At 46.5% G+C, this 14452-nt stretch carries 10 protein-coding genes; 2 read left to right on the top strand and 8 right to left on the bottom strand.

The window, feature by feature from the left end:
- Positions 1 to 24: 24 nt before the first annotated feature.
- From NG796_RS15145 to NG796_RS15130, 4 genes are all read right to left on the bottom strand, one after another.
- Positions 25 to 885: a hypothetical protein gene (locus NG796_RS15145; protein ID WP_261207684.1), complete on the bottom strand. Its 861-nt coding sequence runs from the start codon at positions 883 to 885 to the stop codon at positions 25 to 27.
- 47 nt (positions 886 to 932) lie between these two features.
- Positions 933 to 2075, bottom strand: coding sequence for a glycosyltransferase family 4 protein (locus NG796_RS15140; RefSeq protein ID WP_261207683.1), 1143 nt, complete (start codon positions 2073 to 2075; stop codon positions 933 to 935).
- Between the two features lie 353 nt (positions 2076 to 2428).
- Positions 2429 to 2620, bottom strand: a complete 192-nt coding sequence (locus NG796_RS15135) for a hypothetical protein (RefSeq protein ID WP_261207682.1) — start codon at positions 2618 to 2620, stop codon at positions 2429 to 2431.
- A 635-nt stretch (positions 2621 to 3255) separates the two neighbouring features.
- On the bottom strand, positions 3256 to 3387 hold the full coding sequence (locus NG796_RS15130) for a hypothetical protein (protein ID WP_261207681.1): 132 nt from the start codon (positions 3385 to 3387) through the stop codon (positions 3256 to 3258).
- A 280-nt stretch (positions 3388 to 3667) separates the two neighbouring features.
- Here NG796_RS15130 and NG796_RS15125 point away from each other — a divergent pair, with 280 nt between their 5' ends.
- The gene (locus NG796_RS15125) at positions 3668 to 5680 is read left to right on the top strand and encodes an ABC transporter ATP-binding protein (RefSeq protein WP_261207680.1); all 2013 of its coding nucleotides are present in this window, start codon (positions 3668 to 3670) and stop codon (positions 5678 to 5680) included.
- A 139-nt stretch (positions 5681 to 5819) separates the two neighbouring features.
- Here the strand turns inward: NG796_RS15125 and mutY are convergent, their stop codons facing one another.
- The 4 genes from mutY to cax all read right to left on the bottom strand — a co-directional run bounded on the left by mutY (position 5820) and on the right by cax (position 10952).
- Positions 5820 to 6971, bottom strand: a complete 1152-nt coding sequence (mutY, locus tag NG796_RS15120) for an A/G-specific adenine glycosylase (protein ID WP_261207679.1) — start codon at positions 6969 to 6971, stop codon at positions 5820 to 5822.
- A gap of 26 nt (positions 6972 to 6997) precedes the next feature.
- Positions 6998 to 7339, bottom strand: coding sequence for a DUF760 domain-containing protein (locus NG796_RS15115; RefSeq protein ID WP_261207678.1), 342 nt, complete (start codon positions 7337 to 7339; stop codon positions 6998 to 7000).
- Between the two features lie 320 nt (positions 7340 to 7659).
- On the bottom strand, positions 7660 to 9570 hold the full coding sequence (locus NG796_RS15110; protein WP_261207677.1) for a serine/threonine-protein kinase: 1911 nt from the start codon (positions 9568 to 9570) through the stop codon (positions 7660 to 7662).
- Positions 9571 to 9857: 287 nt separating this feature from the next.
- Complete coding sequence (gene cax, locus NG796_RS15105) at positions 9858 to 10952, bottom strand: calcium/proton exchanger (protein WP_261207676.1); 1095 nt, start codon at positions 10950 to 10952, stop codon at positions 9858 to 9860.
- 780 nt (positions 10953 to 11732) lie between these two features.
- Here cax and NG796_RS15100 point away from each other — a divergent pair.
- Positions 11733 to 14411, top strand: a complete 2679-nt coding sequence (locus tag NG796_RS15100; RefSeq protein ID WP_317619318.1) for a DUF3536 domain-containing protein — start codon at positions 11733 to 11735, stop codon at positions 14409 to 14411.
- Positions 14412 to 14452 lie beyond the last annotated feature (41 nt).

Here is a 14452-nt window from a genome sequence, read left to right as displayed (position 1 = left end):
AAATTGGGGAGAAAATCCGGAAATTTAAGTTAATAAATCCAGAACTTGTTGATAAAACCACTGGTTGCGATCGCGGCATTCTTGTAAACTCGAAGGATAATTTTGACCTTCACTCAGCCAGGAATGCCAATCATTCATCTCGCACTCAAACCAATTTGGATCCCGGGATTCATAGAGCGTCTTTCCAAAGAGAGAAAGTTTATAACTTTTTTGCTTCCATTTTTTAACAGGATATAAAACTGGGGAATGCTTTAGTCCATAGAACTTGCTCGTGAAGGGAAACGCGATCACTTTCCGTCCTAAAAGTGTTCCCCAATAGGCTCCATGAAAGGAACTGGTTAAAATCGTTTCTCCAGATCCTAAGAAATCCAAGACAGTTCGGAAATCCATCGACTCATTCGTAAGCGTCGGTAGTCCAGGCACTTGAATCCGAAACTTTTTGTGGGAAAACACCACTACCTCATGCTGGGGAACTCGCGGGCGATCGAACTCTTGATGCATACAACTGACACAGGGAACCCAATTTAAACCGACTCCATAATCTCTAATTCCGAGCAAATCAACGGATTCAATATAAGGGCTATAGTCAAATTGGGCAAAAGTCAAAGATGGATCTTTATAACTTTGTTGTCCGACTCCCCAAAAAATATACTTGCCTTGATCTACATAATTTTTCAGATGCTGGATTCCTCCCAAAAACCGAGGAAATAAGAGTCCCCCTCCCCCCAGAATTAGATGGTGACCTGGCACTTTTGCTTGAGGTAAATTATCAATATCTTTGGCTTCAGTTTGGAATCCGGGAAAGTCGAAATATAGCAGGGGGGAGGAAAACCAATCCCCAATATTAATGGAATGCCGGACATGATAATTGACAAGGTGAGACACTGAATCATTTACTCCTTTAAACTGGAATATCACTCCCCGATTAAGATTTACTTTTGGAAGTATTCAGCAACCACCGCCTGAATTTCCGCAATAAACTTTTCCGTAGAGAAGAGAGCTTGCTGTTTTTTCAAGGATTCAAGTAGAGCCATCTGGCGATCGGGGTGCTTGAGAACCTGGACAATTTTTTCGACTGCAGTGGGAATCTTATTATCAAATAGTAATTCATCATGGTGAACGCCAACAATTTCTACCTGACCCCCGTTTTCTCGGACAAAGGGAATCATTCCCGCTTTCACCATTTCGGCAACGGAAATTCCAAAAGGTTCAGGCTTAGAGTGAATCCCATAACGACAGCGGGCAATCACTTCGAGATAATCCTGATAGGGCAGATCTTGATAAACTGTAATCCAGTCAGAATTTTGCTCCGCAAGCTTCATAATTTGCTGTTCATAAGAGCGTTTATAAGTACCGCCCCCCCCTCCCGTAATATGTAATTTCACATCAAAGCCGCGATCGCGTACCGCCTGTAAAATTTTAATGACTCGATCAGTTTGCTTTGCCGCTACAATCCTACCACTACATAGAAAGGCGCTTTCTTTTTCCTCCCAGGGAATAACCTTCACTTCACCAATAACTGGAGGATAAACCACTTGAGACTCAATACCATAGGCTGATTTAACTTTATCCGCAGTATAAGAGGAATTAGCTAAAGACTGATTTTGTTTGAGCTGGTCCATTGAAAAGCCCGAGAACTTCATCATTAAACGAGCCCAACCTTTATTTTGATCGGGTTGCGGATCGACTACATGAACCCAGTGGAGATACTGAATTCCCACTCGTCCCATATCCAAACCATTATAGGTTGAAAATACTAAATCATAGTCAATATTCATTGATTTGAAAGTGCGAACTGCCCAGTGAGTCAGGGCTGATTTTATTGGGGGGCTATTAGCCATTAATCTATCAATTAGATGTGGATTCAGGGAGGGCGGTAGCATCCTTTGAACCGTGAGATTTTGTTGTTGCGCTAAATGGGTGTTATAAAGAATATCTAAACGTTGTAAATCCGGTGAAGTTAGGGTAAAGAGAGTCACGTTATAGTGAGGGACTAAAGCCTCTAAAATCCATAGACTGACCGATTCAGCGCCTCCCCCCAAAAAATAAGGATGCCAGACTGCGATCTTTTTCAAACTCTGCTTGGACTGATTCATGATGTTGGGGATGGGTTGGTAAAATAAACAAAGAAAGAAACTTGAGGGTTCAAACAACGATCACACTAGGATATCACTCCGGATATAGGCGGACAAAATTTCCCACCAACTATAACCCTTACTGTATGCAGAAACATATCACTATCAAAATGAATGAGGTAATCACCTTTTGGTTCTTCGATGGAAAAATTTGTGCTTAAAATCAGATAACCTTTATAGTTGTGGGTTTGGCGAATGGGGCTGGCGAAATGCTGACAATCAACCTTGTTTCGATAAGTTTCCGAGTAATCAATATCAACGACCCGATCAATAATAACTGCTGAGAGCAATCCCTAAGTTGTTCCATTAGTGCCGATCGCCCGACGATTGACTTTATCTCCAGATACAGGAGCAGTATCTAACGCTAATAGCCGGTCGCTAAAATTGAAGTTACAGCCTCTGACGATATGAAAAATTATCTGCATCATAAAGGGCAGATCCGTTCGGGCCGCTAGAATTGAAAGGGAACAACTCGCAAACATCATCTATTTTATTTCCTCACTGGATTCCAATTGGGGTCAAGGTTCGTTCTATTTTATGCTAGGACTCAGCACAGTAGAGAGAAGACAACCGGGTTAGTTTACAAAATCTTTACAAAAATTTCGCAATCCAGTTAGAAAATCCAGTTTCTTGTCCTATTTTATCCAATAGGTACCCCTAGGGCTGAGTCGCCTAGAATTGGCAATTACCCGGGCAAACTTGCTAATTAGGACTCCCTAAAGCATCCTATAAAAATAAGTCCTACAAATTTTATCTATAATTGTCTCTAGATCATGCTTTACGGTAAAATTTGTTCATGTTATCTGACATGACTCCTAATGAGGCAGGGCATTTATCCAGTTTTGCCAGTCAGATGTTATTTATAATTAGCCTAGGGTTAAGCTGGCTTAATCTTATAAACTGTTCGGTACAGACATCTAGGGGGGTAGGCAAAACCGAGACAATACTCTGAACCCGATCGCCTCAAAGTCGCTGTGTGGTTACGCGTTCCTGCGCCTCTCGATTGTAGCCGAAAAGTTGCGGCACTGAAGTTGGGACTCATGCGGTTATAGTAAAATCAGAGACAATACTTATTCTGGGGCTCAACCCCCTCAGTTGAGTGGGGATCCAGGGTTGTCAATCACCAAGGAAGGCGATCGCCTTCCTTGTCCAAGATTGTCACTGCTGCCAGTTGGCGGGTTTTCTCGGCTAATACCCCAGCAACCCATACAGCGATCGCATTTTTCGTGGGTAGTAGAGTGTTCCCTTTCACTCTACTGAAGATGCACAATTCGTCCGATTTGTGTGGTGATCCCTTTCAGCGATGATGATCGTTGATGATGTCTGTTAAATGCTTAAAACAGTAAGTGTGAATAATAAAATCTATGATTCGTCGGAATCTTCGTTCTACCTCACGCTGAAAGGCTGGAAACTGACAGAGCGAACCTTTTAAAATACCCATAATTTGGTAATCTAAGAGATCATCGTTTCAGTTTATCTACTCCGTCGATTCAATCTGTTTACGCCCCAGATACCCAGACAGGAAATATTCAATGTCCCCCACTCAATTTCTCCTCAATTACGCTAAAAAACACCCTTATTGGATTACCCTGACTATTTTTTTAGGGTGGTCAGGAGCTTTATTCAATGGAGTGAGCATGACCCTGATTGTTCCGGTGCTTTTAGGCTTTTTGGGGCAGGAAGTCCAGTTTCAAAAAGGCCCCCCGGTCATCCAAAGAGCCATTGAACTCATGGATAACGTTAATCCCAAATATCAACTTGGGTTGATGATGGGAGTCATTTTATTGCTGCTCGTATTAAAAAATGGAGCTTTGGTCTCTAATCACCTCGTATCTGCTCATTTATCGCGATTGCTGGTCAAAGAGATTAGACTGAATGCCATCCAATTATTACTGGATATAGATATTGATTATTATTCCAAGAAAAAATTGGGGGATATCCTTAATTATGTAAACCAAGAGGTTGGGCGATGTTCCAGTGCTATTCGGATTGGGATTCGGACTTTGACCAATGCAATGACGGTTTTAATTTTTGTGGGGATTCTGATTTTAATCTCTTGGCAGCTTACCATTGTTTCTACTATTGTATTAATGCTCGTCCCACTCTTTTCTCAGTTTATCATCCATCGTTCTAAAGAGTATGGGAGGATACTGTCAGAAAAATCTCGGGCTTATACCAGTGCATTAATTGAAGTATTAAATGGAATTCGTCTGGTTAAATCTACGGGTCAAGAGAAACCGGAATATGAAAAAATCCAGAGATTAATTGAAGAACGAGAAAAAGCTGAAATGCAATCCCAGGTGAATTACTCAATTATTGGACCGATAAATGAGTTGAGTGGTTTAGTGGTGATTTTAGTGATTATTGTAGTAGGGCGAATTATATTTTCTAATCAAATAGAGTCCCTCTCAGCCGTTTTACTGACCTATTTATTTGTGCTGTCCAGAGTCGTACCCATGATGGGGCAATTAAATAATAGCCGGAGTGAATTTGCTAATGTAATTCCCAGCACAATTATTGTTCATGAATTTTTGCGAAAAGATGATAAACCCTTGATGAAGGATGGAACCGAACCCTACCGAAAATTGGAAAAAGGGATTCATTTTGATCACCTGTCTTTTTCATATACGGGACATCCAGATGTGGTGCTCAAGGATGTGGATTTATGGTTACCGAAAGGGACGACGTTGGCCTTAGTTGGGGGTTCGGGAGCGGGAAAATCGACCTTGGCGGATTTGCTTCCGAGATTTTACGATACTACTGAGGGACGGATTACTATTGATGGGAAAGATTTGCGAGACTTTGATATCCGATCGCTGCGAAAATCAATGGGTATCGTGAGTCAGGATACCTTTTTATTCAACGATTCGGTGCGAAATAATATTGCTTATGGTCGTCCCGAGACCACGGATCAAGAGGTGATAGAAGCGGCAAAATTAGCCAATGCTTACGAATTCATTATGAACCTCCCGGAAGGATTTGATACTCCCTTGGGCGATCGCGGAATTTTGCTGTCGGGAGGACAACGCCAACGGATTGCGATCGCCCGTGCATTGCTTCATAATCCTGATATCCTCATCCTAGACGAAGCCACCAGCGCCCTAGATACGGTTTCCGAGCATCTTGTTCAACAGGCGATCGAACGCCTCAGTCGCGATCGCACTACCCTCGTAATTGCTCACCGTTTGTCTACGGTCAAAAATGCTGATAAAATTGCCGTATTAGACAAAGGCCAAGTGGTCGAAACTGGGACTCATGAAGAACTCTTGAACAAAGGCGGATACTATGCCAAACTCTACTCCATGCAGTTCTCCCTCGACACCCAAGACTTGGTGAAAAAAGCTCGCAGCGAAACTTTAATGAACACCTCCTACGAAATTCGGACTCGCCTCAATCCCATGATTGGATTTTTGCGATTAATCGTAGATGATGTTGTAGACTCTCCCCAAGAACTGCGCGAATTAACCCAGGAATCTTATGAATCAGCAATTCGTTTGCTCAACACTTTAGAATACATGGAAAAACGGTCTAAACTCGAAGTTTAACCACCCCTTTTCCCCTCTAATTGTGACCGTTATCAATCGAGAAACCCTACCCCAAACATTTCCCTATAGAGATGCACCCAACGGGTACATCTCTAACCCTAAAACCCTAACTTAATGCCTTAGCTGATTTGGGTTTCGGTTACAGTTTAAATGAAGAATTTTCGGATTGACGTAACGCCTCAATAATCTTGACATTCGCTTTTGGAAACGGAAACTGGTCGATTTCATCCAATCGCACCCAGCGCACTTCATCGGATTCCAACGGTTGCGGTTCCCCTGCAATATGACGACAATGATGAACCGTTAAAGTTACCCGAAAATGGGTATAAGCGTGCTCTAACGTAATCAGTTTTGCACCCACTTCCACTGCGATCGCCAACTCTTCTCGAATCTCCCGGTGGATACAATCTGATACCGTTTCTCCCGGTTCGATTTTGCCTCCTGGAAATTCCCATAACCCCCCGAGGAGTCCGTCCTGACGTCGGCGATCAATCAAAATCTCCCCTTGATCATTCCAAATCACGGCTACACCAATTTGTTTATGGGGGAGGGGACTAGAGGTTTCACGCATGGGTAAATCAGCCTGCATTTTTAATTGATAAGCTTGACAGTGAACCATCCAAGGACAGCGACTGCATTCAGGGGCCTTGGGAGTGCATAAAGTCGCCCCCAAATCCATCAAAGCCTGATTAAAATCCCGAGGATTTTTCTGATCCAGCAAGACTTCTGAACATTGCCATAATAGCTTCATCGCCTTTGCCGGTGGCACCTGCAACCCTATGAGTCTAGCGAAAATTCGTTTGACATTCCCATCAAGAATCGGCAAAGGTAAATTAAATGCCGCACTGAGGATCCCACCTGCGGTAGTTCGACCAATTCCCGGTAACGCCAGTGCAGCTTCTAGGGTAGTGGGAAAACTGCCAGCATAGTCCTGAACGATCGCCTGAGCACAAGCGTGTAAATTGCGCGCACGAGCATAATATCCTAACCCTTCCCACAATTTGAGGACATCCTGTTGACTGGATTCGGCTAAACCGGCGATCGTTGGAAACCGCTCCAACCAGCGATGATAATAGGGGATAACCGTTTTAACTTGGGTCTGTTGTAACATAATTTCCGAGATCCAAATGGGATAAGGATCCCGTTGATGACGCCAAGGTAAATCTCGTCCCGCTTGGGCGTACCAACTCAGCAGAGAGTTCCGCAGGTCTAAAATAGCAAAATTCGGCAAACTCTGGGGAGAGCCTGCCGAGGTTCGAGTAATACTCTGGTTCTGATTTAGTTTTTTCAACTCCACCCTACAACTTAATGCTCCATTTACTCATGAATTTTAGGATGAGATTCGGTAAATTGTAAGGAGTTTTCAAAGGCCATGCGTTGCTCGGCATTGCGCAGGAAATAGCCACTAATCATCGCTGAGGCAAGAATTCGTCCGAGATGTTCACGATTGGTCGTAATCGTCACGCCAAAGTGTTCTGGGGGCAGATTTCCTAACAACCCGATGATGTTACGTTCCATGACTTGAAAGACATCCGAGGAACTCGGTCGAGAGAGTTGGGAAATGGCTTCCGGGCTCAAGGATTGTAAATAGTCCCACAGTAAATTATTTTCTCCATCTTCTGAGAGAAATTCTGGCGGACGATTGGATTCAGGGTTCATAATTTTACCTCTACGGCTGGGATGGGCGTTTAGTTGTCTGTTAAGGTTATAGGCTGGGGAGCCGGGATTTTTTTGTTCCGATCCAGACTGACCCGACTGAATTGATAGGTGGATTTATGATTACAGTTATCAATGTTTCCCTAATTTATCCTCGTTAGGGCGAAGGTGACCTCTATCTAAAGGGGTTAATCGGACTCTTTAAAAAGAAATAGCTGTTTCCCCGAGTCGCCGATGTAGGGAGAGATTTAAGCGGGGAATGCAACAGAAGTCGGCTAATTTTGAGACGAGTTAGGGGTAGAAGTAATCTGTTTCAAAGAGAGTCATGAACCGATCGCCACATTTGAGGGTTGATGGACCCGTCGCCAAATTTTGATGGTTTGGTCATGACTCGCACTGACGAGAATTTTCCCATTGCGGGCGATCGCCACATCATTAACCGCACTGCGATGACCCATGAGAGTGCCGCGTAATTCTCCCGTCTGTAAGTCCCAAATTTTAACCGTTTTATCCCGAGAACTGCTGACCAACTGTTCGCCATCAGGGGCGATCGCCACCGACCAAATCGTTCCCGAATGACCCGTGAGGGTATAGTTAAGCTCAAGGGTCTCTAAATCCCAGACACAAAGGGTCTGCTTCACATCCCCACTCACCCCGGTTTTGCCATCAGGACTAATGGCAAGGCAAGTTACCGAGGCGCGATGTCCGGTGAAAGTTGAGAGGCATTCACCCGTCGTCAGGGACCAAATTTTCAAAGTTTTGTCCCCACTGCCACTGACTAAGGTTTTGCCATCAGGAGTAAAGGCGATGCAAGTAACAGCGTAGCGGTGACCCGTGAGGGTGTGGATTAATTCCCCACTCTTAACCGACCAAACTTTAATCGTTTTATCCGAACTCGCCGAAGCAACCAGTTCACCCTTTGGGGAGAGGTCCACTGCCGCGACCCAGTTAGAATGACCCGTGAGGGTGTGAATTAATTGTCCGGTAGGAAGGTTCCAAATTTTAATCTGCTGGTCAGAACTGCCTGATGCCAGGGTTTTACCATCCGAAGCGACTGCCACGGACCACACCGCCTCTTGATGACCCATCAGAGTCCGTAATAATTGCCCCGTAGCAACATTCCAGACTTTAATCGTGTTATCCCAACTGCCGGTGACAAGGATATGACCCCGAGGAGAAAGGGCCACAGACCAGACTCCATCTTGATGCCCGACCAAAGTGCGATCGAGGGTAAAATCAGGGCCTGTCAGGGTAACGCCAGAGGGTGTAGGGACAGGCAGTTTCTGGGGGGGTGGCAGGGGATGAATCAGGGAGTGGCGGTTCTGAATCTGCTCTAAACGGGTGAGTTCGGATAGAATTTCTCTGGTATTGCGGGGACGCTGGGAGGGGAACGGTGCCATCAGGCGATCGAGAAATTCGGCAAATTCAGGGGAAACCCCAGGCGCATGACTCCGCCAGCGAAATTCGTCTGTATAGGGGTCATAAAAGGTTAGGGGATGCTGGCGGGTTAACAAATAGACAAAGGTGCGTCCTAAGGCAAAAAAGTCCGATTGTTCCACCGTATGACCTTTTTCCTGTTCCGGTGGTGCATATCCTCGGGAAATGATCACGGTTCCGGCAGGGGTGAGATGCCGGGGGGAGAGTTCCCGATGAGCGACTTCTCGAACGGTTCCAAAGTCAATTAAAGCCAAATTGCCATCGGGTTGACGCATGATATTACTGGGTTTAATATCCCGATGGAAAAATTGGTGTTGATGGACTTCTTCCAGGAGAAGGACTAATTGTTTGAGCCATTCTAAGGCAAGGGATTGGGTGAGGGGAGTGCCTTGTTGTTTCAGCCATTCTTCGAGGTTGACTCCCTCAATTTTTTCCATAACAAGACAGTGTAAGGGAGGTTTGCGGTCCGGAGGGGCGATCGTAAAATAAGCCGAGGGTTCCATGTAGGGAATCCCTTGGCGATGGAGTTGACTCAGGACCCGCGCTTCTCGTTCAAACAGGGAAACGGCTTTTTTTTGAGCTTGGAGGGTGGTAAATTGGGTGAGATTAAGGACTTTCAGGACTTTAGGCAGGCCCTGGTCATCCACTTGGTAAATGACGCTAAAGCCCCCAGAACTGAGGGCTTTCACCGGGCGATAGCGACGATCAAGCAGCAATTGCATTCCACAACCGAGACAGAAGAGTTTGTCATCCGGATTGTGGGGGGAAGAACAGGCGGGGTTGATGCAATAGCTCATACACGCTTAGGGGCTGGATTGAGCGGGTGAGGTCGATACTTAGGGCGATCGCAAATTCAAGAAACCACTATCTGTAGTATAGGTGGGATTCCCGGCAGTTGTCTTGCGGTATAAATCTGGCTGCATCATTTCTGACCCTTGTCCCTGATCGAACCTGGCGATCGCTGTCCTCATGGGTTTAACCGCGCCCAACCCAAACCCATTTAGCCCAAAAAAATTTAGCCCAAAAAAAAGGGAGCATTGCTCCCCCTGGTTGTATCGAACTCTTTTAACCCAATATCAAATTTTTAACCCATCCCTGCAATCTCCGGATGGAAGTAGAATGCTAATCCCAACACGACATAAGTCGCCAGGAGTAAAGTCCCCTCTAGCCAATCGGAACGGCCATCAGAACTGACCGAATTGGCAATTACAACCGATACGGCAACCGCCACCAGTTCAAAGGGGTTGAAGTTTAAATCCATCGGTTTATCCAAGATATAACCGGCAATGACTAAGACGGGCGCAACAAACAAGGCAATTTGTAAACTTGAACCCAGGGCGACGGATACGGAGAGGTCCATCTTATTCTTCATCGCCACTGTAACTGCCGTCGCGTGTTCCGCAGCATTGCCAATAATCGGAACCACAATCACCCCGGTAAAGAGGGCAGTTAATCCCAACATCGAAGTAGCTTCTTCTAGGGAAGCGACTAACAATTCTGATTCAACAGCTACCATCAGGGTGCAGGCTAATAGCACCCCTGTCCATAACCAGACATTCGGCGGTTTGCCGGGTTCGCCTTCTTCCCCTTCTATTTCAGCTTCCCCGACATCACAGAGGTAGGCATGGGTTTTCATGGAAAACACCAGGGTTAAGACATAAACCAGGATTAAGACGATCGCCACGCAGCTTGAGAGTTGCTGCATAGTCTTTTCTGCGATGCCGGTGGAGGTGAAATCTACCGCTGTGGGCAGTAACATGGCAATCACCGCCAGAGTCATCACCGAGGCATTCAACCGGGCTACAATCGGTTGAAATACTTGTTCTTTATATCGCAGCCCTCCCAACAGCATGGAAAACCCCATGACGAGGAGCAGGTTACTAATAATTGACCCGGTAATGCTGGCTTTAACGACATTAATTAATCCCGCATTCAGGGCAACTAGGGCGATAATTAATTCAGTAGCATTGCCAAAGGTGGCATTCAGCAATCCCCCAATATTTGGACCAACCACTACCGCAATTTCTTCCGTGGCGGTTCCCATCCAAGCAGCTAAGGGAATAATTCCCAAACAAGCGGTTAAAAAAATCGTTAACGCTCCCCATTCCAGAAAATGACCCGCAATGGAAATGGGGACAAAGACAAGTAATCCGATGAAAATAATGTTTTTGATGGACATCAAATTGGTTAGGTCTCAGTAAAAAAATGAGTGGTAATTGAACTGTAAGAATCAGGAAGATGTTTCGGGTATTCCTAGGCTACTCACCGGGTGTTTGAGGGCAGAGTCTAGGCTAAAAGATGAGCGATCCCGTTCGAGTTCAAGTCCGGTTGATTTGACGGATCTACAGGAGGGTTCTGCGATCAGACTGTCGTTAAATTGGCCGGTCTGATTGGACTCCTATTCAGGGAAGGTTAGTTCACTGTAGACCCTTGCATCCATTTCCTCCGGTTTTGGCTAGGTAATTAGACTAGGGATTGAAACTCAGAATTCGTTCAGTCATAACGAAACCTGTTGTAGCACAAAAGGGCATGACCTTGGATTTGGATGTCTTCAAGATGAAGATATAAATCCCCGGATAAGTCTTGCGGAGCGGATTATAGCATAGACATTTTGATTTGCAAGTTTCCGAAAATAAAGATTTGTTTTAAAGTGTGAAATTAAGACAAGCATCGCACTATTTACAATGGGGATCGGTTATAGTGCCTTTCAGAAGCTTCAAAGCAGAAAACGGATAGAACAGCGATCGCGCAAGAGATAGCCTGAGAGATCATGAGGTACAAGCAAGGGCTATCACAGTTGAGGCGCAGACCCCGGCGGTGCGTGCTAAGTTTGTCATTGCCCGAGCGATCGCCCCGCCATTTTCTTACAATTGTCTGCACTTAATCCAACACTCTGTACCCCAGAGATTGCCTGCCTAAAGATAGATTTTATCGATTGTTTAGTTGTAGATCTAACAGTATGACAACCCCATCCGACACAGCAATGATGCTGAATCCGACCTTAACTACCCTAACTCCAGCAGAAATGCCAGGAACTCGGACCGAACCCGCCAAAGTTGATCCCATCAAAACCGCTACGGGTGTGTACGTCTCCATTCACGGACATTTTTACCAACCCCCACGCGAAAACCCCTATTTAGATGCGATCGAGCGGCAACCGAGTGCCTCGCCCTTTCATGACTGGAACGAGCGGATTTATCACGAATGCTATCGTCCGAATGCTTATGCCCGCATCTTGAACGACTGTGGCGAAGTGGTGGGGATCGTCAATAACTATGAATATCTCAGCTTTAATATCGGTGCGACTTTAATGACATGGCTGGAACGCTATGACCGAGAAGTGTACAATCGCATCATCGAAGCCGATCGCAAAAGTGCACAGCGGCTCAACGGTCATGGCAATGCGATCGCCCAAGTTTACAACCATATCATCATCCCCCTTGCCAACGAACGAGATAAATATACCCAAATTCGTTGGGGTAAAGAAGACTTCCGATCCCGCTTCGGACGTGATCCCGAGGGAATGTGGTTAGCAGAAACTGCCGTAGACTATCCCACCCTGGAAGTCCTCATTGCGGAAGGCATCCAATTTATTATTCTAGCCCCCTCACAAGCCCAACGCTGCCGCGTGATCCCCACCGATGAAGAGACCGAAACCGACTGGATCGAAGTCGGTGGCGCACAAATTGATCCCACCCGGCCTTATCGTTGTTTTCTCCCTGATCCCCAAGGGGGATCAGACCGTAAATCCATCGATATCTTCTTCTACGATGGTCCAATTTCCCGCGATATGGGCTTTGATGACCTCCTGAACAATTCCCATAACCTCCTCGGACGCTTAGGGTTAGCGATTCAAGGGGATGGTCGTCCCAGTCAGTTGCTCTCTGTCGCTACCGACGGCGAAACCTTCGGTCACCATAAAGGCGGAACCGAAAAATGTCTCGCCTATGCCTTTGTGAGTGAATTCCCCAAACATGGCTGGACTGTCACCAACTTTGCCCATTATTTGAGCATCAGTCCCCCCTCCTGGGAAGTTCAACTCAAACCCGTCACCGCTTGGAGTTGTGCTCATGGCGTTGATCGCTGGCAGGATGATTGTGGTTGCGGGGGTGGTGGCAGTTGGCATCAAAAGTGGCGGCGTCCCCTCCGGGACTCCCTCAACTGGTTGCGGGATCAACTCACCGACATCTATGAAGAACAAGGTCGCCACCTGTTCTTAGACCCCTGGCAAGCGCGGGATGAATATATCAAAATCGTCCGCGATCGCTCCCCAGAAAATATTGACTGCTTCTTCCGACACCATCAAACTCACCCCCTCACCTCCCTGGAACAAGTAGATGGTCTGCGCCTGCTGGAAATGCAGCGTCACAGCTTGCTGATGTACACCAGTTGCGGCTGGTTCTTTGAAGAACTCTCCCGCCCAGAAGGGGTGCAAATCCTCCGCTATGCTGCCCGGGCGATCGAACTCGCCGGGGATGTTGCCGGAGTCCAACTCGAACGAGAATTTATCGCCCGTCTTGCCTTCGCATCTAGTAACGTCGATGCTTTTAAAGATGGGGCCGGGGTTTATCGCCATCTGGTCCAAACCGCGCAAATTAGCTTAGAGCAAGTTGCCGCCCATTACGCCATCAGTGGACTCTTTACCACCTATGGTCCCCAACAGCGAGTTTACTGCTATGACGCTTACCAACGAGATTATCAGTTGCAACGCATGGGACCCCTGACTTTGGGAGTCGGACAACTTCAACTGGTTTCGGAAATTACCCGAGAAAGTGTCGATTTAGTCTTTGCCGTACTCCATCTTGGCGGTTGGGATTTCCATTGCAGCATTCAACCCTTCACGGGGCGACGGGCCTACACCGAGATGAAAGAGCATCTGTTTGGGGTGCTGCAAGAAGCCAGTGCCGCCCATGCTATTTTGGCAATGAATGAGCATTTTGATGGCAAATCCTATAATCTGCGTGACCTCTTTGCCGAGGAACGCCATCGGATCATGCGCCTGTTAAGTCAAGAAACCTTGATGCGTCTGGACCAACTCTACAGCCAGGTATATCGGGATAATTATGGGATCATGATGGGTTTCCATCGGGATGAACTGCCGGTGCCGAAAGAGTTACAGGTTGCCGCAGAGATTGCCTTGGGTCATCGCTGTATGGAGTCGGTCCTGGGTTTAGAACAGGAACTGGGGATTGCCCCGGCTGATGGACCCGTGATGTTTGGGCATTTAGGAGAGTTAGAAGCGATCGCCACGGAAGCTGAACATACCCGTTGCGATCTCTATCTCCCCGAGGCCAAAGTCATTTTAGAACGGTCCATTCTGCGATCGCTCTGGGACCTGCTCCACGAAGTCCAACCGGAACTCCTAGAGGCTGATATTCAGCGCTTAGAACGCCTGATTGCCGTCGGTCAACGCCTCAATCTCGGCTTGTCCCTAGAACGCTCCCAAGAGCTTTATTTCTATTGGCTCACAGGTCAACTTGATCGCCACGGTCTCCCCTCTCTGGATACCAGTATTGCCTCGGGTTCGGCTGAATCCTTCGCCGTTTCTCCCGGAGATTCAGTCCAATTCCGTCGTCTCTTGTTATTAGGTCAAACCCTCCAGGTTCAGGTTAGGCCCCAATTAGAACAGCTTCGCTAATTCCTATCCCATCTAATAGCCGGAGCTCTCTATTCCAGAGA

This window comes from Laspinema sp. D2d (assembly GCF_025370755.1).
In the GTDB taxonomy this organism is placed as follows: Bacteria; Cyanobacteriota; Cyanobacteriia; order Cyanobacteriales; family Laspinemataceae; genus Laspinema.
This window is presented reverse-complemented; position numbering and strand designations above follow the sequence as displayed.